General features: G+C 74.7%; 18 protein-coding genes. 9 read left to right on the top strand and 9 right to left on the bottom strand.

Going from position 1 to position 22,155, the window contains the following annotated elements; genetic code table 11:
- Positions 1–23 precede the first annotated feature (23 nt).
- The 5 genes from ABT014_RS00680 (at position 24) to ABT014_RS00660 (ending at position 6,642) form a co-directional block, all read left to right on the top strand.
- On the top strand, positions 24–1,166 hold the full coding sequence (locus ABT014_RS00680) for a glycerate kinase (protein WP_350635304.1): 1,143 nt from the start codon (positions 24–26) through the stop codon (positions 1,164–1,166).
- A 239-nt stretch (positions 1,167–1,405) separates the two neighbouring features.
- Positions 1,406–2,767 (top strand): allantoinase AllB, encoded by a 1,362-nt coding sequence (gene allB / locus ABT014_RS00675; RefSeq protein WP_350635302.1) that lies wholly within the window; start codon positions 1,406–1,408, stop codon positions 2,765–2,767.
- A gap of 12 nt (positions 2,768–2,779) precedes the next feature.
- Entirely contained in the window at positions 2,780–4,045 is a 1,266-nt protein-coding gene (alc, locus tag ABT014_RS00670; RefSeq protein WP_350635300.1) for an allantoicase, read from the top strand.
- 42 nt (positions 4,046–4,087) lie between these two features.
- Entirely contained in the window at positions 4,088–5,548 is a 1,461-nt protein-coding gene (locus ABT014_RS00665; protein WP_350635299.1) for a catalase, read from the top strand.
- Between the two features lie 314 nt (positions 5,549–5,862).
- The gene (locus ABT014_RS00660; protein WP_350635297.1) at positions 5,863–6,642 is read left to right on the top strand and encodes an IclR family transcriptional regulator; all 780 of its coding nucleotides are present in this window, start codon (positions 5,863–5,865) and stop codon (positions 6,640–6,642) included.
- 34 nt (positions 6,643–6,676) lie between these two features.
- Here the strand turns inward: ABT014_RS00660 and ABT014_RS00655 are convergent, their stop codons facing one another.
- Complete coding sequence (locus tag ABT014_RS00655) at positions 6,677–7,369, bottom strand: pyridoxine/pyridoxamine 5'-phosphate oxidase (protein WP_350635295.1); 693 nt, start codon at positions 7,367–7,369, stop codon at positions 6,677–6,679.
- Positions 7,370–7,567: 198 nt separating this feature from the next.
- On the opposite strand from ABT014_RS00655, the gene ABT014_RS00650 reads away from it, so the two are divergent.
- The 4 genes from ABT014_RS00650 to ABT014_RS00635 all read left to right on the top strand — a co-directional run bounded on the left by ABT014_RS00650 (position 7,568) and on the right by ABT014_RS00635 (position 12,401).
- On the top strand, positions 7,568–8,452 hold the full coding sequence (locus ABT014_RS00650) for a metal-dependent hydrolase (protein ID WP_350635293.1): 885 nt from the start codon (positions 7,568–7,570) through the stop codon (positions 8,450–8,452).
- Between the two features lie 227 nt (positions 8,453–8,679).
- The gene (locus ABT014_RS00645; protein WP_350635291.1) at positions 8,680–9,765 is read left to right on the top strand and encodes a PDR/VanB family oxidoreductase; all 1,086 of its coding nucleotides are present in this window, start codon (positions 8,680–8,682) and stop codon (positions 9,763–9,765) included.
- Positions 9,766–9,846: 81 nt separating this feature from the next.
- Positions 9,847–10,686 (top strand): M24 family metallopeptidase, encoded by an 840-nt coding sequence (locus tag ABT014_RS00640; RefSeq protein ID WP_350635289.1) that lies wholly within the window; start codon positions 9,847–9,849, stop codon positions 10,684–10,686.
- Positions 10,683–12,401 (top strand): SDR family oxidoreductase, encoded by a 1,719-nt coding sequence (locus ABT014_RS00635; RefSeq protein WP_350635287.1) that lies wholly within the window; start codon positions 10,683–10,685, stop codon positions 12,399–12,401. Before ABT014_RS00640 ends, ABT014_RS00635 begins: the two co-directional genes overlap by 4 nt.
- Before the next feature lie 129 nt (positions 12,402–12,530).
- Here ABT014_RS00635 and ABT014_RS00630 read toward each other — a convergent pair whose 3' ends face one another.
- The 8 genes from ABT014_RS00630 to ABT014_RS00595 all read right to left on the bottom strand — a co-directional run bounded on the left by ABT014_RS00630 (position 12,531) and on the right by ABT014_RS00595 (position 22,125).
- Positions 12,531–12,833, bottom strand: coding sequence for a hypothetical protein (locus tag ABT014_RS00630; protein WP_350635286.1), 303 nt, complete (start codon positions 12,831–12,833; stop codon positions 12,531–12,533).
- 82 nt (positions 12,834–12,915) lie between these two features.
- Positions 12,916–14,127, bottom strand: coding sequence for an MAB_1171c family putative transporter (locus ABT014_RS00625; RefSeq protein ID WP_350635284.1), 1,212 nt, complete (start codon positions 14,125–14,127; stop codon positions 12,916–12,918).
- Positions 14,124–14,687, bottom strand: a complete 564-nt coding sequence (locus tag ABT014_RS00620; protein WP_350635282.1) for a ParH-like protein — start codon at positions 14,685–14,687, stop codon at positions 14,124–14,126. Before ABT014_RS00620 ends, ABT014_RS00625 begins: the two co-directional genes overlap by 4 nt.
- A 70-nt stretch (positions 14,688–14,757) precedes the next feature.
- Entirely contained in the window at positions 14,758–15,186 is a 429-nt protein-coding gene (locus tag ABT014_RS00615) for a helix-turn-helix domain-containing protein (protein WP_350635280.1), read from the bottom strand.
- Positions 15,187–15,409: 223 nt separating this feature from the next.
- Entirely contained in the window at positions 15,410–17,491 is a 2,082-nt protein-coding gene (locus ABT014_RS00610) for a tetratricopeptide repeat protein (protein ID WP_350635279.1), read from the bottom strand.
- A gap of 59 nt (positions 17,492–17,550) precedes the next feature.
- On the bottom strand, positions 17,551–18,753 hold the full coding sequence (locus ABT014_RS00605) for a hypothetical protein (RefSeq protein WP_350635277.1): 1,203 nt from the start codon (positions 18,751–18,753) through the stop codon (positions 17,551–17,553).
- Positions 18,754–19,345: 592 nt separating this feature from the next.
- On the bottom strand, positions 19,346–20,542 hold the full coding sequence (locus ABT014_RS00600; RefSeq protein ID WP_350635275.1) for an XdhC family protein: 1,197 nt from the start codon (positions 20,540–20,542) through the stop codon (positions 19,346–19,348).
- 98 nt (positions 20,543–20,640) lie between these two features.
- Positions 20,641–22,125 (bottom strand): NCS2 family permease, encoded by a 1,485-nt coding sequence (locus ABT014_RS00595; RefSeq protein ID WP_350635273.1) that lies wholly within the window; start codon positions 22,123–22,125, stop codon positions 20,641–20,643.
- Between the last annotated feature and the right edge of the window lie 30 nt (positions 22,126–22,155).

Genomic DNA, 22,155 nt, shown 5'->3' with positions numbered 1-22,155 from the left:
GACCCGGAAGTGAGGCCCACGCCATGCCCGCCACCCCCACCCAGGGCCATGTCGTCGTCGCCCCCGACAAGTTCAAGGGCACGCTGGAGGGCGCCGAGGTCGCGGCCCGGATCGCCGCCGGCATCCGCCGCACCGCGCCCGGCGTCGAGGTCCGCGAGCTCCCGGTCGCCGACGGCGGCGAAGGCACCCTGGCCGCCGCGCTGGCGGCAGGCTTCACCCGGGTCCCGGTCAAGGTCGCCGGCCCCACCGGCCTGCCGGTGGACGCGGCGATCGCGGTCCGCGGCGACACCGCCGTGGTCGAACTCGCCCAGTCCTCCGGCCTCGCCCGGCTCCCCGGCGGTCGCACCGCGCCGCTGGCCGCCGGCTCCTTCGGGGTCGGCCAGCTGATCGGCCGGGCGGTCGGGCTGGGCGCCAAGCGGGTGGTGCTCGGCCTCGGCGGCAGCGCCTGCACGGACGGCGGCGCCGGCATGGTCCAGGCGCTCGGCGTCGGGCTGCTGGACGCCGACGGCACCGAGCTGCCGCCCGGCGGCGCGGCGCTGCGCCGGCTGGACCGGATCGACCTCGGCTCGCTGGCCGACGGCCTGTCCGGGGTGGACGTGGTGGTCGCCTGCGACGTGGACAACCCGCTGCTCGGGGCCCGCGGCGCGACCGCCGTGTACGGGCCGCAGAAGGGCGCGGACGGGGACGACCTGGTCGTCCTGGAGGAGGGCCTGACCCGCTGGGCGGACGTGGTCCGCACGGCGACCGGCCGGGACTTCCGGGACGCCCCCGGCGCCGGAGCCGCGGGCGGGGTCGGCTTCGCCGCCCTGGCGCTGCTCGGCGCCACCATGCGACCCGGCATCGAGCTGCTGCTCGAACTGCTGGGTTTCGACGAGGCTGTGCGTGGGGCGCGCCTCGTCGTGACCGGCGAGGGCTGCCTGGACGCACAGACGCTCCACGGCAAGGCTCCCGCCGGCGTTGCCGCGGCGGCCACCCGGGCGGGGGTTCGGGTGGCTGCCGTGGCAGGGCGGCTCGAACTGTCGGAGGACCAGTGGCGGGCGGCCGGCTTCGCCGCCGCGGTCGCGCTCACCGACCTGGCCGAGCAGCCCGGCGACAGCATGACCCGCGCCGCCGAGCTCGCGGAGGTCGCCGGCGCGCAGCTGGCCGCCGACCTGCTCGGCGCCTGAGCGGCTGGGCTCCGAGCCCCGCCCCGGCCCCGCCCCGGGCCATGTTTCCGGCCGTCCGCGCGGCGCGTCCCAGGCCGTTCGGCCACTCGTAGCTTCCTACATTGACGATTTGTTGAAGGCGGGCCTAGGCTCCGAGCACTCGGGGTCGAAGGTCTGATCGTCAGACCTCAACTGCCCCTCGTGGCACGGCCTGCCCGCCATCAGCGGCTCCACCAGACACACCCGGCCCGGAGGTCCAGATGCCCCTCAGCGAGACGCCCAGCACAGCGGTGATCCGCTCCCGCCGCGTCGTCCTGCCGGAGGGCGAGCGTCCCGCCGACGTGCTGATCCGGGACGGCCGGATCGAGCAGATCGCCGCGCACGGCTCGCTGATCGCCGGCGACCGGCAGCTGACCGACCTCGGCGACACCGCGCTGCTGCCCGGCCTGGTCGACACCCACGTGCACGTGAACGAGCCCGGCCGCACCGAGTGGGAGGGCTTCGCCACCGCGACCCGGGCCGCCGCGGCCGGCGGGGTCACCACGATCATCGACATGCCGCTCAACTCGGTGCCGCCCACCACCACGGTGGCCGGCCTGGACGCCAAGCGGAAGACCGCCGAGGGCCAGGCCTGGGTCGACCTCGGGTTCTGGGGCGGGGCGATCCCCGGCAACGCGGCCGACCTGGCGCCGCTGCACGAGGCCGGGGTGTTCGGCTTCAAGAGCTTCCTCGCCCCCTCCGGGGTGGACGAGTTCCCGCACGTCGAGCAGGCCGACCTGGAGACCGCCCTGGCCGAGCAGGCCCGGATCGGCGCGCTCGCCATCATCCACGCCGAGGACCCGGCCGTGCTGGCCGCCGCCCCCCAGCAGCCCGGCGTGCACTACCGCGACTTCCTGGCCTCCCGCCCCGACGACGCCGAGGCGGCCGCCGTCGCCCGGCTGCTGGACACCGCGCGCCGCACCGGCGCCCGGGTGCACATCCTGCACGTCTCCTCCGCCGCCGTGCTGCCGCTGCTGCGGCAGGCCCGCGCGGACGGCGTCCGGGTCACGGCCGAGACCTGCCCGCACTACCTCACCCTGTCGGCCGAGGAGGTGCCGGACGGCGACACCGCCTTCAAGTGCTGCCCGCCGATCCGGGACGAGTCCAACCGCGACCTGCTCTGGGCGGCGCTGGCGGCCGGCGAGTTCATCGCCGTGGTCTCCGACCACTCGCCCTCGACGCCGGACCTCAAGCTGCTCCGCCGCGACGGCGGCAGCGGGGACTTCGCCGCCGCCTGGGGCGGCATCGCCTCGCTGCAGGTCGGCCTGCCGGCGATCTGGACCGAGGCCCGGCGCCGCGGCCACGGGCTCGGCGACGTGGTGCGCTGGATGGCGAGCGGCCCGGCCGAGCTGGTCGGGCTGACCGGGACCAAGGGCGCCGTCGCCGTCGGGAACGACGCCGACCTGGTCGCCTTCGACCCGGACGCCGAGTTCGCCGTGCACGCCGAGGAGCTGCACCACCGCAACCCCGTCACCCCGTACGCCGGCCGGACCCTGACCGGGGTGGTGCGCACCACCTGGCTGCGCGGCCGGGTCGTGGACACCGCCGCCGAGCCGTTCGGCCGCCAGATCACCCGTCGATAGAAGGAGACTCAGTTGAGCACCAGTCGGACCCCGAGCGCTCCGTTCACCGAGTTGGTCGACCTGGCCTCCCGGCTGCTCGGCGCCGGCGTCGTGGCCACCAACGAGGACACCTTCGCCGACGCGGAGAACCTGCTGGTCGCCAAGGCGGCCGAGTTCCGCCCGCACACCTTCGGCCACAAGGGCCAGATCATGGACGGCTGGGAGAGCAAGCGCCGCCGCGGCGTCTCCGCCGAGCAGCCGCACCCCACCGACGAGGACCACGACTGGGCGGTCGTGCGGCTCGGCGTGGCCGGGGTGATCCGCGGGGTGATCGTGGACACCGCGCACTTCACCGGCAACTACCCGGAGTCCGGCTCGGTGCAGGGCGCCTCGATCCCCGGGCAGCCCTCGCCCGAGGAGGTGCAGGCCGCCGAGTGGGTCGACCTGGTGCCGCGCACCGCGCTGCGGGGCGACACCGCGCACGAGTTCGAGGTGCGCGACGAGACCCGGTACACCCATGTCCGGCTGAACATCTGGCCGGACGGCGGGGTGGCCCGGCTGCGGGTGCACGGCGAGGTGCGGCCCGACCCGCGCGAGCTGGACGGCCTCACCTTCGACCTGGCCGCCCAGGAGTACGGCGGCGTGGCCGAGGCCGCCTCCGACCGCTACTTCTCCTCCCCGCACAACCTGAACGCTCCCGGCCGCGCCTCCGTCATGGGCGAGGGCTGGGAGACCCGGCGTCGGCGCGACAAGGCCAACGACTGGGTGCAGATCGCCCTGGCCGGGGGCGGCGAGGTCCTGGCCGCCGAGGTGGACACCACCCACTTCGTCGCCAACGCCCCCGGCTGGGCCGACCTGGTGGGCTACGACGCCTCCCGGGGCGGCGACCCGTCCACCGACCCGGACGGCTGGTTCGAGATCCTGCCCCGGACCCGGCTCCAGCCCGACACCCGGCACCGCTTCCGGCTCCCCGCGGGCCGGCCCGTGACCCACGTACGGATCAACGTCTACCCCGACGGCGGCCTCGCCCGGCTGCGCCTGACCGGCCGGCTCACCGAGGACGGCCGCGCCGCGCTGGCGCTGCGCTGGTTCGACGCGCTGCCGGCCGGCGAGGCCGAGGCCGCCCTCACCGAGGCCGGACTGAGCGGGGCCGAGGCCGCCGCGCTCACCGCCTCCCGCCCGCTCGCGGACGCCGCCGCGACCACGGCCGCGGTGGCTGCCCTGCAGCCGGCCGACGGCCCCGACGGCGAGCAGTCCTCCCGCCGCCGCTCGGCCGTTTGGCGCCTGCTCGGCGTCTGACGCGCTCCACCTCACCCGCACCGCCGTAACTGAAGGACCCCCATGTCGAAGATCCTGACCACCGAGTCCGGCGCACCGGTCGCCGACAACCAGAACTCCGCCTCGGCCGGCGAGTACGGCCCGCTGCTGATCCAGGACCAGCAGCTGCTGGAGAAGCTGGCCCGCTTCAACCGCGAGCGCATCCCGGAGCGCGTGGTGCACGCCCGCGGCTCCGGCGCCTACGGCTACTTCGAGGTCACCGACGAGGTCTCGCAGTACACCCGGGCCGACTTCCTGTCCGCGGTCGGGCAGCGCACCGAGGTGTTCCTGCGGTTCTCGACCGTGGCCGGCAACCTCGGCGCCAGCGACGCGGTGCGCGACCCGCGCGGCTTCGCGCTGAAGTTCTACACCGCCGAGGGCAACTACGACCTGGTCGGCAACAACACCCCGGTGTTCTTCATCAAGGACCCGATCAAGTTCCCCGACTTCATCCACTCCCAGAAGCGCGACCCGTACACCGGCGTGCAGGAGGCGGACAACGTCTGGGACTTCTGGGCGCACTCGCCGGCCTCCACCCACCAGATCACCTGGCTGTTCGGCGACCGCGGCATCCCGGCCTCCTACCGCCACATGAACGGCTACGGCTCGCACACCTACCAGTGGGTCAACGCCCAGGGCGAGGCCTTCTGGGTGAAGTACCACTTCAAGACCAACCAGGGCGTCCGATCGCTGGACGGCGCCCAGTCGGCCGAGGTGCTCGGCGCCGACGCCGACAGCCACCAGCGCGACCTGCACCAGGCCATCGAGCGGGGCGTCTTCCCGTCCTGGACCCTGTACGTGCAGCTGATGCCGGTCGCCGAGGCCGCGGACTACCGCTTCAACCCGTTCGACCTGACCAAGGTGTGGCCGCACGCGGACTACCCGCTGGTCAAGGTCGGCCGCCTGGTGCTGAACCGCAACCCCGACAACGTCTTCGCCGAGGTCGAGCAGTCCGCGTTCTCGCCGAACAACTTCGTGCCCGGCATCGGCCCGTCCCCGGACAAGATGCTCCAGGGCCGGCTGTTCGCCTACGCGGACGCCCAGCGCTACCGCCTCGGGGTCAACCACACCCTGCTGCCGGTCAACGCCCCGAAGGCGACCGAGGCCGCCAACTACGGCCGCGACGGCTACTCGGCGCTCAACACCGCCGGCCGCGCCAAGAACTACGAGCCGAACTCCTTCGACGGCCCGGCCCAGACCGACAGCGCGCTGGCCGCGCCGGTCCGCCTGGACGGCCACACCGGCACCTACACCACGCCGGCGCACACCAAGGACGACGACTTCTTCCAGGCCGGCGAGCTGTACCGGCTGATGTCGGCCGGCGAGAAGAGCCGCCTGATCGACAACATCGCGGGCTTCCTGGCGCAGGTCGGCCGGGACGACATCGTGGAGAAGAACCTGGCCCACTTCCACGCGGCCGACGAGGAGTACGGCGCCCGCCTGGAGGCGGCCGTGGCCAAGCTCCGGTCCGGCGACGACGCCTGACCACCGCTCCACCGGGCCGGTGCCCCGCTCCACCGAGCGGTGGCCCGGCCCACCTGACCAACCCTCACCGTCCGCCCGGCTCCCGAGCCCGGGCGGACGGCCGGCGGACCCCTCCCCCAGGGCAGTGGGGAGGGGTCCGTCGCGCGTCCGGCCGACCCGCCCGCCCGCCCGCCGGGACCCTTTGGCATATGCCGATCGAACGTGCCGGAACCACCTGCGCGGATATCCCGCGGACCCGCCCCTGAGCGGCCCCTGCGATGGCTAGTCTGGGAACGGCGGCCGGTCCCGCGCCGCCGTGACGGAGAGGGGACGCCATGTCCGCACCGACCCGGGGACACCGGCCCACGCTCGGCCAGGGCGGACCAGGTCCGTACGGGGTGCTCCGCCGGGCGCTGCGCCTGCTGGAGGCGGTCGACCGCCACCCGCACGGGGCCACCACCGCCGAGCTCGGCCGCGACCTCTCGCTGCCGGGCGCCGCCGTGGAGGCGCTGGCCGGCGAGCTGGAGACCGAGGGCTACCTGTGCCGGCTGGACGGCCGCTGGGTGCTCGGCGGCACCCTCGCGCTGCTGGGCCGGCAGAACCGGGAGGAGCTGATCAGGATCCGGCTGCACCACAGACTGGCCGAGCTGCGCGACCAGTTGGGCGCGGCCGTCTACTTCGGCCGCTACCAGGACGGCGAGCTGTGCGTCGAGGCGGTCTCCGCCGCCGACCACGCCCCGGCGGTCGAGGAGTGGGTGGACTTCCGGGCCACCGCGCACGCCAGCGCGATCGGCAAGTGCCTGCTCGGCCAGCTCGACCACGACGGCCGCCGCGACCACCTCTCCCGGCACCCGATCGCCCGGCTGACCGCCCGCACCATCACCGACCAGGAGCAGCTGATGCACCGGCTGGAGCGCCAGCCGGCCACCGTCCCGGTGCTCGACCTCCAGGAGTACGCGCTGGGCACGGTCTGCGCGGCCGTCCCGGTGACCGCCGGGGCGACGGTCGGCTGCCTGGCCACCTCGATGCCGGTGGAGCGGGTCCACCAGCTCAAGCAGGCCGCCGAGTTGCTGGCCGCGCAGGCCGCGCCGCTGATGCTGGCGATGGCGGTCTGACCGCGGCCCCGGCGGGCCGCCCGGTGACGGGGGCTCAGGGCCGCAGCAGGGCGGCGGTCCAGCCGGCGTCCGGTCCGGGGCGGTCGTAGCGCAGCCGGACGTGCCGGCGGGCGCGGTCGCCCTGCCAGAACTCCACCGCGGTGGCCCGCAGGGTGTAGACGGTGTGGCCGGGGGCGACCAGCGACGGATCCTCGGCGAGCCGGGCCAGTGCAGCGGCGAGTTCGGCGTCGTACCCGGCCAGGGAGTCGATCGGCGCGCTCTGCGGGCCGCTGAGGGCGGCCGCCCGGGCGGCGGGGGAGCGGGTCAGGAACTCGGCGGCGCAGACCTCGGGGGCGGCGGTCTCGACCCTGCCGCGGATCCGGACCTGGCGGCCGAGCTGCGGCCAGTAGAACGTCCAGGCGGCCGCCGGACGGGCGGCCAGCTGGCGGCCCTTGGGGCTGTCGGCGTCCGCGGCGAACAGCCAGCCCGCGCCCTCGGCGTCCACGTCCCGCAGCACCAGCATCCGGGCGTCCGGCAGCCCGTCGGCGTCCACCGTGGAGACCGTGCCGACCTGGGGGTCGGGCACCCGGGCGGCGAGTGCGCCGAGCAGCCAGTCGACGAACAGCGGGCCGGGGGCGGCCGGGGCGCCGGCCGGGTCGAAGGCGGGCAGCTCGCGGTCCATCGGGGGACGCTCCCTGAGCACCCCGGCGACCGTCCCCGTACCGAGCCCGTCCGGGTGCTGCACCATGTCGCCGCTCCTCCTGCCCCACCGATTGCCCCATCGATCCGAGGCCCCAGCGTACCGGCCTGCGGCAGGGCCCTTCCCGGCGTCCCGCGAGCTTATTAGACTGGATGTCGATAAGACCGGCAGAAACCCTTGTCCGCCGACCTACCCGCGAGTAGGTTGCTGCTGGTCGCCGCTCCCCAGCAGGTCAGGAGGCACCCCATGCCCCGCCCCACCGCCGTGCACGACAGCCTGGTCCTGGAGCCCCGGGACGTCCGCTTCGACTGGTCGCGGCTCCCGCTGCACTGGATCCCGGACGAGCCGATGGCCACCCACACCATCAACGTGCTGCACCTGCTGCTGCCCGAGGGCGAGCGCTGGTTCGTCAAGGTCTTCAAGGACGCCCTCCCCTACATCACCGACGAGCAGCTGCGCGAGGAGGTGCTCGGCTTCATCGGCCAGGAGGCCATCCACGCCGAGGCCCACCAGGAGGTGCTCGACCACCTGGTCGGCCAGGGCCTGGACCCCCGGCCGTACGTCCGGCAGATCGGCTGGCTGTTCCAGCGGGTGCTCGGCGAGCGGCCGAACCTGACCGCCGCGCGGCGCCGCGAGAGCATCACCGAGCGGGTCGCCTACGTCGCCGCGATCGAGCACTTCACCGCCTTCCTCGGCGACTGGGCGCTCAACTCCCCGGGCCTGGACCGGGCCGAGGCCGACCCCACCATGCTCGACCTGCTGCGCTGGCACGGCGCCGAGGAGGTCGAGCACCGCAGCGTCGCCTACGACCTGATGGTCCACCTCGACCCCGGCTACTGGCGGCGGATCCGCGGCATGGCGCTCTCCGGACCGCTGCTCACCCACCTGTGGGTGCGGGGCGTCCGCTTCCTGCTCGCCGCCGACCCCACCCTGGACGGCAGCCTGCGGCCCACCTGGCGCCAGGCCCAGCAGATCGCCCGCCGCGGCATGCTCCCCGAGCCGGCCCGGATGGTCCGCTCCGCGCTGCGCTACCTGCGGCCCGGCTACCACCCCACTCAGGAGGGCTCCTCCAGCCAGGCCCTCGGCTACCTCGCCACCTCCCCGGCGGCCCGCGCGGCGGCGCTCCAGTAGGGCGTGTTTGCAGAGTCCCGCCGGGTCCGCGACGCCGGGCATCCCGCCTGGACGCACGCCCGAATCACCCAAGTACGACCCAGTACGAGGGCGATCCGGGCGCACGCCCAGCCGGGCGCCCACCGCCGCGGCCTGGTCCGACGCGACTCTGCAAACACGCCCTAGTTCCGGCCGGTCCTTCCGCGCCCGCCGTCCCGTCCCGCCGAACCCCGCCCGGAGCCGCCCCGATGGACCTCGACACCCCGCCGCCCGACCTCTACGGCCGCTCCCGGCCGGACCGGTTCCTCCGCCGGCTCACCGCCTTCAGCGACTGGTACACCCCCAAGCTCGGCGCCCCCGGCCTGCGCCGCAGCACCCGCCGCCGCCCGCCCCGCCCGGCCGCCCCGCTCACCCTCACCGTCACCGCGCACACCCTGATCGCCGCCGACGTGGTCGAACTGCGCCTCGCCGACCCGGCCGGCGGCCAGCTGCCGCCCTGGCAGCCCGGCGCCCGACTGCTGCTCACCCTCCCCTCCGGCCGCGAGCGGCACTACTCGCTCTGCGGCGACCCGGCCGACCGGTACGGCTACCGGATCGCGGTCCGCCGGATCCCCGGCGGTGGCGGCGGCTCGGTCGAGATCCACGACCACCTGCACCCCGGCGCCCGGCTGACCGCCCGCCGCCCCCGCAACGGCTTCGCCTTCTGTGCCGAGCCCGCCGTGCTGTTCCTGGCCGGCGGCATCGGGGTCACCCCGCTGCTCCCGATGGTCCGGGAGGCCGAACGCCTCGGCCTGGACTGGCGGTTGGTGCACACCGGCCGCACCGCCGACACCCTCCCGTACACCGCGGAGCTGCGCTCGCTCGCCGCCGACCGGGTCGAGGTGCGCTGCGACGACCGGGACGGGCCGCCGGACGCCGCCGACCTGCTCGCCCGCGCCCCCGGGGGCGCCGCCGTGTACTGCTGCGGGCCGGCCCCGATGCTCGCCGCCGTCCAGCGCGCCCTGGACGCCTCGCCGGCCCGGGCCCTGCACTTCGAGCGGTTCGGCGCGGCACCGGTCCTGGACGGGCGCCCGTTCACCCTGCGGCTCGGCGTCGACGGCCCCGAACTGCCCGTCCCCGCCGACCGTTCCGCCCTGGACGCCGCCCGCGCGCTGCGGCCCGACCTGCCGTACTCCTGCCACCAGGGCTTCTGCGGCACCTGCGAGGTCAGGGTGCTCTCCGGCACCCCCGAGCACCGGGACCGCCGCCTCACCACCGAGCGGCGGGCCGCCGGCGCGATGCTGCCGTGCGTCTCCCGGGCCGCCGAGGGCGAGACCCTGGTCCTCGACCTGTAGCAGCCGCAGCGCCGGCCCCCGCAGCGCCCACCCCCGCCCGCAGCGGCGCCCGCACCGAGACCGTGCCGAGAGGAGAACCGGATGCCCATGCCCGCCTTCCCGTACAGCGAGCGCGACCTCGCCCGATTCCGGGAGACCCAGCAACTCGCCTACCACTGCGCCGAGCAGGTCGCCGCCTGGATCGAACCCGGCGTCACCGAACGCCAGGCCACCGGCAAGCTGCGCCGCTGCCTGGTCGCGGCCGGGGTGGAGGACTTCTTCCACGTGCCGTTCGCCTGGTTCGGCGACCGCACCGCCTTCCGGCACTTCCGCACCCCGCTGCAGTTCTTCGCCGGTGGCCGCCGCCTGGAGGAGGGCATGCCGTACGTGCTCGACTGCGCCCCGGTGGTGGACGGCTACACCGCCGACATCGGCTACGGCGGCAAGGTCGGCGACAACCCGGTCTGGGACCAACTCGCCCGCGACCTGCAGGTCTACCGCGAGCTGATCCTGCGCGAGGTCCGGGCCCGCAAGCCGCTCGACGAGGTGTACGCCGCGGTCGACGCCCAGATCACCGCGCACGGCTACGACAACCGGCACCGGGTCTACCCCGGCCGGGTGATCGGCCACCAGGTCACCCGGACCACCTCGCGCGGCCCGGCCGGGGTCAACCTGTTCGGCTTCGGCGTGCGCACCCTGCAGACCCTCGGCCGGGAGCTGATCAGCGAACGGCTGCACGGCCGCTCCCCGCTCTGGGCGGACGGCCGGGCCTCCCGGCACGCCCCGACCCCGGGACTCTGGGCGGTCGAACCGCACATCGGATTCCGCGACGTGGGCATCAAGTTCGAGGAACTGCTGGTGGTCACCGAGGACGATGCCTACTGGCTGGACGACGACCTGCCGCACGTGCGGCGCTGGACCACCCTGGAGGACGCAGCATGACCACCCGCCGCCGCACCGTGCACTCCGGCGGCCTGCCGCTGGCCGTCTTCGAACAGGGCGACCCGGCCCGCCCCACCGTCCTGCTGGTGCACGGCTACCCCGACACCCACGCCGTCTGGGACGACGTCGCCGCCGACCTCGCGGCCGACCACCACGTGGTCCGCTACGACGTGCGCGGGGCCGGCGGCTCCGGCGCCCCGGCCACCCGGGACGGCTACCGGCTGGAGCTGCTGGGCGCCGACCTGATCGCCGTCGCCGACGCCGTCAGCCCCGACGCACCCGTGCACGTGGTGGCCCACGACTGGGGCTCGGTGCAGTCCTGGGAGGCCGTCACCGAGCCCGGCGCCGAGCAGCGGATCGCCTCGTACACCACCATGTCCGGCCCCTCGCTGGACCACACCGGCCACTGGATCCGGCACCGGCTGCGCCGCCCCACCCCGCGCCACCTGCGCCAACTCCTGGTCCAGGGCGCGCACTCCTGGTACATCACCGCCTTCCACCTGCCGGTGCTCGCCCCCGCCGCCTGGCGGCTGTGGCTGGCCCGCGCCTGGCCCCGGGTGCTGCGCGACCTGGAGGCCGTCACCCCGCGGGCCGGCCACCCGCAGCCGACCCTGCGGCAGGACGCGGTGCGCGGCATCGAGCTGTACCGGGCCAACATGCGCCCCACCCTGCGGCGCCCGCGCGAACGGTCGACCGAGGTGCCCGTCCAGCTGATCACCCTGAAGCAGGACCACTACGTCTCCGACTTCCTCTCCGAGGGCCTGGAGCGCTGGGCCCCGAAGCTGACCCGGCGGACCCTGGACGCCACCCACTGGTCGGCGCTGCTGGAGAAGGGGCCGGTCCTGGCCGGCCTGATCCGGACCTTCGTCGCCCGGATCGCCGCCGGTCACACCGACGGGCCGCCGGACGCCGGCCGGCTGGCGGTGGTCACCGGTGGCGGCAGCGGCATCGGCCGGGCCACCGCGCTGGCCTTCGCCGAGGAGGGCACCCGCGTGGTGGTCGCCGACCTCGACCAGGACGCCGCCCGCCGCACCGCCGACCTGTGCACCCTGCTCGGCACCCCGGGCCACGCCTACCGGCTCGACGTCTCCGACGGCGCGGCCGTGGACGCCTTCGCGCTGCGGGTGGCCGCCGAGCACGGCGTGCCCGACGTGGTGGTCAACAACGCCGGGATCGGCCACGCCGGCAGCTTCCTGCAGACCACCGAGAAGGAGTGGCAGCGGGTCCTGGACGTCAACCTCTGGGGCGTCATCCACGGCTGCCGGGCGTTCGGCGCGCTGATGGTCGAGCGCGGCGAGGGCGGCCACATCGTCAACCTGGCCTCCGCCGCGGCCTACCTGCCCGCCAAGCAACTGGCCGCGTACGCCACCAGCAAGGCCGCGGTGCTGATGCTCTCCGACTGCCTGCGGGCCGAGCTCGCCGCGCACCGGATCGGCGTCTCGGCGATCTGCCCCGGCATCGTCAACACCAACATCACCCGGACCTCCACCTTCTCCGGCGTCGGCGCGGCCGAGCAGAGCGCCAAGCAGGAGCGGGCCGCCCGGCTCTACGCCCGCCGCGGCTTCCCGCCGGAGAAGGTGGCCGCCGAGATCCTGCGCGCCGTGCGCACCGGCAAGCCGGTCGTCCCGGTCACCGTCGAGGCCAAGGCCACCCGCCTGCTCGGCCGGATCTCCCCGGGCCTGCTGCGCCTGGCCGCCCGCCTCGACATCGGCTGACCGCCGCCCCGGGCGGGCGGCACCGCGGGAACGGCGGGCCGTCGGCCCTGGGCCATGAAGCCGTCGGCCCTGGGCCATGAAGCCGTCGGCCCTGGGCCACGAAGCCGTCAGCCCCGGGCCGCGAAGCCGTCAGCCCTGGACCACGAACAGGAAGGCGTCCATCGCGACCAGCACCAGGCCGGCGGCCAGCAGCAGCGTCCCGTAGACCCGGTGGTTGAGGAACAGTTGGGACATCAGCGTCGGGGGCTGCCCGTACAGCTTCCGGTGCTCCACCTGCCGGTGGTGGGTGGCCGCCAGCCGGCTGCCGACGCCCCGCAGGTCGAACCGGACCGCCGCGCCGTAGCCCAGCGTGGCCAGGGCAAGCAGCAGCACGAACACGTACCCCTCGACCGGGACGCCGGTGGCGGCCGCGGCGGGTTCACTGAGGATCATGGGCGGGACCATAGCGGCGACGCGACCGGTCCGTCCACCCGGACGACCGTTCCGACCTGCGGGGACGTCGGTGGCGGCCGCGTCACGGGCCCGGTTCGGTGCGGGCGCGCTCGCGCAGCCGGCGGACGGTGCCGGAACAGGTGAACGCGGTGGCGACCCGGCACAGCCAGGCGGCCTCCACGTCCGGGTCGGCGGGCATCTGCGGCGGTACGTACCCGGCGGGGGCGGCGGACCTCGGGCGGCCGGCGGTCGCGGCCTCGATCGCCAGGGCGAGGACGGCCGCCTCCACGGTCGCCGCCAGCCGCCGCGGGTCGGCCCGCTCCCGCCGGGCGGCCTCGGCGGCGGCCCATCCGGCGGCCTCGGGGTGCAGGTAGGGCCGCAGCGCGAGCTGCCCGTCCCGGATCTCGATCACCCGCCGGTAGAGCGCGAACTCCGCGTCCCTGGGCAGCCGTCCGCCCTGCGCCGGCCCGGCCGCGTCGAACGCGATGCCGGGCACCGCCGAGCGCAGTGCCGCCCAGAGCGGGGCCAGCTTGCGGTAGCGGTACCAGGCCCGCAGCCAGCGCAGTGGCCGGCCGGTCGGCCCGGCCCAGGAGGTCAGGGTGGCGCCGCCGAGGCCGAGGCCGAGCGCGAGCACGCTGGCGGTGGCCGAGACGTGGTCCTCGCGGGTGAGCTGGTGGCCGGTGGTCAGCGCGTCCAGCAGCGGCCCGATGCTGAGCACCGACCAGATCAGGCCGACCACCGCACCGGCCAGCACCAGCCGCAGCCCCGCCAGCAGCAACCGGTCCTCCACCTGGCGCGAGGCCCGGCCGACCAGCACCAGGAAGACCGTCAGGCACCAGGTCGAGTGCGCGGTGAACAGCCCGTTGTACGCGGTGATCGGCGCCCGCCCGGACCCGGGCACGTACAGCTCGCCGGTGTCCGGGACGGCGCCCGAGGCGAGGAAGCACCCGCTGCTGACCGCGATCACCGCCAGCGTGCCCGCGCTCTGCCGGGCGATCAGCCGGCGGCTGCGTCCGGGCGGTTCGACGGACAGTGCCAGCAGTGCGAGGAAACCGCCGCCGGCGAGCTTGAGTTCGCCGCCCGCGAGGGCGAGCGCCAGCGCCCAGGACCGGCTGGAGCGGGCCACCCCGGCCACCGCCGGGGCGAGCGCCGCGGTGGCCAGTGCCATGCACAGCGCGAAGGCGAGCAGGTACCAGGTCCCGGAGCGGAGCCGGCTGCCGCGGACCTGGTGGAGCCGGAAGCCGATGCCGCCCAGCGCGGCCAGGCAGGCTGCCACCGCCGCGAGGTCGATCACGGGCAGGATCCCCAGCGGGCCGGCCGGTCGAAGATCGAGCCGAGCCGGCCGGCGGGGCCCTGCTCGCCGGGCGGTCCCGGTGGCGCGCTCGGGCGCGAGCGGCTGGTGCGGTGCAGGGCGAGCGAGGCGAACAGCTCGGCCTCCTGCTCCTGCCGCTCGGTGTAGACCGTCCGGCCGAGCACCCGGCGGATCAACTCGCCGGACAGGTGCGGGAAGAGCGGGCCCGCCGTGCCGTCCTCGGTGGCGCCGAGCCCGCCGCCCAGGCCGCCGCGGTGCCCGCAGAGCAGGTGGCCGGCCTCGTGCAGCACGATGTGCTGCTGGTGCAGCGGCGTGGTGTCGGTCGGGAAGCCGATGTAGTCGGCCCGGTCGGTGCTGACCAGCAGGCCGCACGGCGCCCGGACCCCGGTCGGCAGCGGGATCAGCTCGATCGGCCGGCCCAGCCGCACGGAGAGCGCGGCGAGGAAGCCGCCGATCTCGAACGGCACCGGCAGCGGGGTGTCCGCGACCAGCTGCTGACACCGTCGCCAGAGGCGTCTGCCGTCGCGGTCCGCCGCTGCCATCGCCACACTCCCACCCCTGCCGTTCGGTCGACCGGGCACGATCCTAGGCGCGGGCGCCGGACGGGAGATATCACCAGGACCGCTGTGATCTGGCCTCTCTGCGCGCGATCGCCTCGATCATGTCGCTGATCGTGCCGAGCCCTTCCGGGGACAGGGTGACGGCCCGCAGGGCGACCTCCCGGACGCCGGCGTTGCGCATCGCACCGAGCAGCGCCAGCTCCTCGGTGATCCGGTCGCTCTGCTCGTCGTCGAAGAAGTACGAGGGCGGGACCTGGAAGAACTGGGCCAGCGCCTCCAGGTGACGCTTGGTCGGGTTGTCCCGCCGGCCGGTGCGCAGCTGCCACAGGTAGGTGGCCGAAAACGTCTCCCCACTGGCCTCGCGACAGGCGCGGGCGACCTCTTCGTGGCTGTAGGGCTCGCCACTGGGCCTGCGGACGACCTGGAACAGCCGGTCGATCCGGTCACTGAGTGTGGGCGGATCAAGCTCCGGACCAGTCAAAGCGCCTCCCTCACGGGTCCCACGCCGGCCGGGTGAGCACAGCTGGAGTCGGGATTGTTCCCGGGACATCGTAGTTGGCGCCGGCCGGGCGAGGATACCGCGGGGTGGTGCGGGCTCGGTGCGGAGTTGGTGGCGATCGGGGGGCAGCGCCCGGTGCCCGGCGGGTACGCCCCGCCGGGCTGTCCGGCCGTCAACCGGCCGTCGGGCAATGGCCGGCAGGAGTTCAGCCGGCGCTCAGGCAGCGCTCCCGCTCGGCCCGCACCTCAGGATCCTCCTCCTCGACCAGCAGGGCGTCCAGCACGCCGACCGCGTCCCCGGTGCGCCCGCTCTCGCGCAGCACCACGGCCAGGTTGAAGCGGATCTCCGGGTCGGGGGAGAGCGCGGCCGCCCGCTCCAGGTCGGCCAGCGCGGCGGGCAGTTCGCCGCGCTCGTACGCCAGGGTGCCGCGCAGCGCCCAGCCGGGCGCGTACCCGGGCTCCGCCTCCAGGGCCCGTCCGAGCGCGGCCAGGGCCTGCTCCTGGTCCTCCGCCTCGATGTGCAACTGGGCCTTGAGGCTCCACAGTTCGGGGCTGTCGGGGGTCAGCGCGAGCCCGGCGTCGACGTCCTGCCAGGCGGCCGCGAGCTCGCCGAGCGCGAGCAGCAGCCCGGCCCGGTTCAGGTGCGCGTCGGGGAACGCCGGGTCGAGCTCCAGGACGTACCCGAAGTCGGCCACCGCCCCGTCCAGGTCGCCGAGTTCGGCCCGGACGTCGGCCCGGTTGTAGTAAGCCTCGGGGAACGGCGGGGAGAGCCGGACGGCCTGCTCGAAGTCGTCGAGCGCCTGCTCGGGGTGGCCGAGGCCGCGGTGGGCCAGGCCGCGGTCGAAGTGGTACTCGGCGTAGTTGGGGTCGAGTGCGATCACCCGGTCGAAGTCGGCGATCGACTCGGCGTGCATCCCCAACTGGGCGGTGACCTGGGCCCGGTTGTGCCGCAGGACGGAGCGGTGCAGCGCGTGCTCGTCCGGGGCGAGGGTCTGCTCCAGGGTGGCCAGGCACTGGTCCAGCAGGGTGAGCGCGGCGGGCAGGTCGCCCTGGTGCATCTCGATCAGCGCCAGCCCGTTGCGGTTGAAGACCGCGCGGGCGGTCGCCTCCTTGCGGTCGGGCAACTGCTCGGCGATCGCGATCGCCTGGTTGATCCACCCCCGGGCGAGCAGGTGGTCGCGCTGCCCGGCGTCGAAGTGGCGGGTGTAGAGCATCGAGGTCGCGTAGGCGGCCTGCATGTGGACCACCGGGTGGGTGGTGACCGCGCGGGCCTCGGTGTAGAAGGGGAGCGAGCGCTCGGGCAGGCCCAGGGCGGCCAGCGACGTGGTCATCTTGGTGGTGAAGGCCCACCAGGCGTCGAGGTCCTGCGCGGGCCCGACCAGGGTGCGCCCGCGCTCCCCGAGTTCGACGGTGGCGTGGTAGAAGCCGAGGTCGATGCAGGTGTCCAGGGCCCGGCGCAGTGCGGGGACGCCGGTGCCGAGCGGGTCGCCGCCGTGCTGCGCGTGCCAGGTGAGGGCGCCGAGCGCGAGCGACTCCTCGCCGATCTCGCCGAGCCGGCGGTAGCGCTCGTCGTGCAGGGCGGCGCGCCGCTCGGCGGGGAGCGCCAGGTACGCCTGCTCCAGCCGGGGGTCGTCCGCGGTGCCGTCGCCCTCCACCCAGGCGCGGGCCGGGTCGGCGGGCAGCGGCTGCGGGGCGGTGTCCACGTCCAGCACGGTGCAGTGGGCGGCGAGGGCGGCAGGCAGCGGGGTCTCCACCGGGCCGTCGGGCGGGGTCGGCGCGGTGGGGCCGGTGGTCAGCACGACGGTGAGCAGCGCCGGGTCGGCCCGGCGCAGCAGGACGGCGAGGAACTCCTGGTCGGTCGGGTCGGCGTGCTGGACGTCGGTGACCACCAGGGTGCGCGGGCCGTCGCCGAGCGCCTTCGCGTAGGCGGTGAGGAACTCCACCAGGCCGTGGGTGATCCGCAGGGTGCGCAGCCGGGAGTAGAAGCGGGTCCGCTCCTTGGGGATGGCCAGCGAGGTGAGCGTCTCCCGGGTGGCCTGGACGGCGCGGCGCAGTTCGGGGGCGACCGAGAGGATCTCCACGTCGTGCTGCCGGACCGCCTCCGGGCAGCGGGTCAGCGCGTCCGGCACCACGGCCCGCAGCACCGATCCGGCGGCCGTGTACGGGCCGCGCAGCCGCCGGTGGGCGCTCACGGTGGCCAGCGCCGGCGGCAGGTCCGGTCCGGTGCGGGCCTCGACGGCGGCGCCGCGGTGGGTCGCCCGGATCCAGTGGTGCCGGTGCTCGGCCATGACGGGTGCCGCCTTTCGGGATGGGGCTGGGGATGCTGGCTGGGGTGGGTGGCGCTCGGTCAGGCGGCCCGTGCGGCGCGCCGGTCGCGTACGGCGATCGCGCCCGCGACGGCCAGCTGGGCGGCGCTCAGGCCGAGCACGGTGGCCGAGTCGATCAGCTCGACGGCCGAGGTCTCGCCGGTGAAGCGGCCGAGCACCCCGACCACGACGTGGTAGGCCATCGGCACGGCGGCGGTCACGCCGAGCAGCAGGGTGAAGGCGTAGCCGAGCACCATCAGCCAGCTGTACCAGCGGGCCACCCGCAGGTCGGTGGGGTGCAGGTGGGCGTCGTCCCCGGCGGGCCGGCCGATCAGGCGGCGCAGCCGGGCGCGCAGCACGTACGTGGCGGCGGTGTGCAGGTCCACGCAGCCGAGCAGGGTGGTCATCAGCAGGTAGAGGTCGGTGCGCAGGTAGAACAGCAGCTGCCAGGCGAGGCGGAGCACGGTGGCGTAGGCGAGGGCGAGGCAGAGGCCGGCCGCGAGCGGGAAGCCGCCGTCGGGCCCGCGCAGCAGGTCGGCGGCCAGGGTCAGGGTGGCCAGCGCCAGCACGTCCAGCAGGATGCCGGCCAGGATCGGCAGGTAGCGCTGTCGGCGCGGGACGGCGACCAGCCCGTCCATCGAGGTCTCGGCGACCACGTAGTACAGCCGGCGGCCGAGGCTGAACCGCGAGTGCAGGCCGATCCGGCGCCCGGCCAGGGCGTGGAAGATCTCGTGCAGCGCGATCAGCGGGGTCTGTCCGACCAGCAGGAACAGCACGATCAGGCTGTAGTACCGGGTGAAGAAGATGTGGTGGTAGTCGGGCAGCAGGTCCGGGGAGCGCACGCTCTCGACCAGCCAGAGGCCGATCAGCAGGGCGTAGCAGACCCAGGCCGCGGGGCCGAACAGGGCGCGGCCCAGCCGCTGGTGGCGCACCGGGCGGGTCTCGGCGGGGCGCTCGCCGTCGGCGAGCAGGAAGCCGAGTTCGGCCAGCGAGTCGAGCAGGTCCTGGATGTCGACCTCTTCGCCCCAGCGCTCCCGGTAGCGGGTCGCGGCCAGGGCGGGCGGGGTGCCGTCGGCCAGCCACCGGACCAGCTGGGCACCGTCCTCGGGCAGCACCACGTAGGTGTCGGTGTCGGCGCGGCCGACCACCACGTCCTCCCCCTCGGGGTGGAACACCAGCGGGTGCATCGGCTGCGGCCGGTCCAGCGGGCTCCGGGCGGTGTCGCTGTCCGGACGGGGTGGCAAGGGGAACCTCCTGCGCGCGGGGGCGGGCCGCTCCGGGCCGTCCGCGCATCCGCGGACGGCCCGGAGCGGTACCGGATCAGACCTGGGCGACGATGATGCAGGACCACGGCGCGTACAGGGCCTTGGCGGCGCTGGTCATCCGGACCGGGCCGGACTTGCGGACGGCGATCTTCTTCATGCGGGAGCACCCCCTTCACGGGTGGAAGCGGCGATCTGCCGGGTCGGATCAGACCGCGACGACGATGCAGTCCCAAGGCGCGTACAGGGCCTTGGCGGCGCTGGTCATCCGGACCGGGCCGGACTTGCGGATGGCGATCTTCTTCATGCGAATACACCCCCTCGAACAAGGACGGAGCAGCAACGAAGGATCGCTGAGATGAACATCCGTTTGACGGGTCGTCATTTCAGCTGGCTCAGCATGGCGGTGGCTGCTCAAGCGTGTCAACGGATGTGAATGGAGATGTCGCCAGGTTTCATCTCCGATCATGGAGGAGATGATCGGGAGGGCATGCGAGAGCCCGGCGCTCGTGGAGCGCCGGGCTGGTGATGGATCGTCAAGTACCAGGCAGGGGGCGGGCAGTGGCCGGGTCGGTCAGGCCGCGTGCGGGTGCGGGGCCGCCCGTTCGGCGGTGGCCCGGGCCAGGTCGTGGTGGATCGGACCGTGGCCGGCCGACAGCGGCAGGCAGCTGCCGCCGCGGCGGTGGGCGACGATCTCGGCGGCGACCGAGACGGCCGTCTCCTCCGGCGTGCGGGCGCCCAGGTCCAGGCCGATCGGCGAGCGCAGCCGGCCGATCTCGGCCTCGGTCAGGCCGACCTCGCGCAGCCGGGCGTTGCGCTCGCGGTGGGTCCGGCGGGAGCCCATCGCGCCGACGTAGCCGACCGGCAGCCGCAGCGCGCGCTCCAGCAGCGGGATGTCGAACTTGGCGTCGTGGGTGAGCACGCACAGCACCGTGCGGCCGTCGACCCGGTCGAGCTGGGAGTCCAGGTAGCGGTGCGGCCAGTCGACCACCACCTCGTCCGCCTCGGGGAAGCGCCGCTCGGTGGCGAAGACCGGACGGGCGTCGCAGACGGTCACCCGGTAGCCGAGGAACTTGCCGATCCGCACCACGGCGGCGGCGAAGTCGATGGCGCCGAAGACCAGCATCCGCGGGGCCGGGACGTAGGACTCGACGAACAGCGTCACGGTGCCCTGGCCCTCGTCGCAGGGGCGCCCGTCCAGGCCCAGTTCGAGGCGGCCGGTGCGGCCGGCGTCCAGCATCGCGCGGGCCTCGGCGACCGCGGACCGCTCCAGCTCGTGCAGGGGCTGCGCGGGGCGCACGGCGGCGGGCGTGCGGGACAGCGAGCCGTGGTGGGAGTCGGCGGTGACGGCGACCGTGGCGCCGAGCAGCCCGGCCGGTCCGGCGATCACCCGGGCGAGCGCGACCGGGGTCCCGGAGGCGATGAAGGCGATGCCGGCGTCGAGCGCCGGATCCGCGCCGGGGACCACCGGCTGCACGAACACGTCCAGGACCCCGCCGCAGGTCAGACCGACCGCGAAGGCGTCCTCGTCGCTGTAGCCGAACCGCTCCAGCACCGGCTCGCCGCCGGCCAGCGCCTCCCGGCACAGCTCGTACACCGCACCCTCGACGCAGCCGCCGGAGACCGAGCCGATCGCCTCGCCCGCGGCGTCGACGGCCAGCGCCGCCCCCGGGTCGCGCGGCGCGCTGCCGGAGACGCCGACCACGGTCGCCACGGCGAAGGACCGCCCGGCGGCGTGCCAGGCGTGCAGCTGCTCGGCGATGTCCTGCATGTCCGGTGCTCCTTACCAGTCCAGTGTGCACGGTGTACGGGAGGTGCCGCGGTACGGGAGCCGGTGGCCCGTACCGCGGCGGGTCGGTCGGGCGGTGCCTAGTGCACGCCCAGCCAGTCCTTGATCGGGACGAGCGCGAAGTAGATCACGAACACCCCGGTCAGGATCCACATCAGCGGGCCGGGCTCGCGCCACTTCCCGTTGCCGGCCTTGATCACGGTGTACGAGATGACGCCCGCGGCGACACCGGCGGTGATGCTGTAGGTGAAGGGCATCAGCACGCAGGTGAGGAAGGCCGGGATGGCGACCTCGCGGTCGGACCAGTCGATGTGCCGGGCCTGGCTCATCATCATCGAGCCGATCACCACCAGGGCGGCCGAGGCGACCTCGACCGGCACGATCGCGGCGAGCGGCGAGAAGAACAGCATCAGGGCGAACATCGCGCCGGTGATGGTGGAGGCGAGACCGGTGCGGGCGCCGTCGCCGACCCCGGTGGCCGACTCGACGAACACCGTCTGGCCGGAGGCACCGGCGATCCCGCCGATGGCGCCGCCGGCGCCGTCGATGAACAGCGCCTTCGACAGGCCCGGCATCCGGCCCTGCTTGTCGGCCAGCCCGGCCTCGGTGCCGACCCCGATGATGGTCGCCATCGCGTCGAAGAAGCCGGCCAGCACCAGCGTGAAGACCGCGACCGTGGCGCTGATCGCACCGAGGCCCTGGCCGCCGAAGGCGCCGAACAGGTCGACGTGGCCGAACAGGCCGAAGTCGGGCGCCGAGACCGGGCTGCCCGGCCACACCGGCGCGGAGCTGCTCCAGGTCTTGGCGGGCAGGTCGGCGACCGCGTTGACCACGAACGCCACCACGGTGCCGCCGGCGATGCCGATCAGGATCGCGCCGCGGACGTTGCGGGCCAGCAGGACGAAGATCGTCAGCAGCGTGAGGCAGAAGACCAGGACGGGCCAGCCGGACAGCTCGCCGAAGGCGCCGAGCGAGACCGGGGTCGGGCCGCCGGTGTGCACGAAGCCGGCCTTGACCAGGCCGATCAGCGCGACGAACAGGCCGATGCCGATGGTGATGGCGTGCTTGAGCGGCAGCGGGATGCCGTTCATGATCTTCTCGCGCAGGCCGGAGACGACCAGCAGCACGATCAGCAGACCGTAGATCACGCACAGGCCCATCGCCTGTGGCCAGGTGGTGTGCGGTACCACCAGCGCGGATATCGCGCCGGAGACCGACAGGCCGGCGGCCACCGCCAGCGGGACGTTGCCGATCACGCCCATCAGGATCGTGGTCACGGCGGCGGCCAGCGCCGTCGCGGTGGTGAGCTGCGCGTGGTCCAGCTTGAGGCCGTTGACGTCGGCGCCGCTCAGGATGATCGGGTTGAGCAGGACGATGTAGGCCATCGCCATGAAGGTGGTCAGGCCGCCGCGGAGCTCGTTGCCGAGGGTGGAACCCCGGGCGGAGATCTTGAAGTAGGCGTCCAGGACGTGTCTCGGCGGGGCCGGTGCCGGTGACGAGGTGAGGGGCTCGTCGGTGGCGGGTGCTTCTTCAGTGGTGCCGGGCTCCGTGGGGATCCGGGTCATGTCCACTCCCAAGGTTCAAAGGGGGTTGGG

Origin of the sequence: Kitasatospora sp. NPDC094015 (genome assembly GCF_040304075.1) — a bacterium.
GTDB lineage: Bacteria > Actinomycetota > Actinomycetes > Streptomycetales > Streptomycetaceae > Kitasatospora.
The sequence above is the reverse complement of the archived record's forward strand: the minus strand, read 5'-3'. Positions and strand labels throughout refer to the sequence as shown.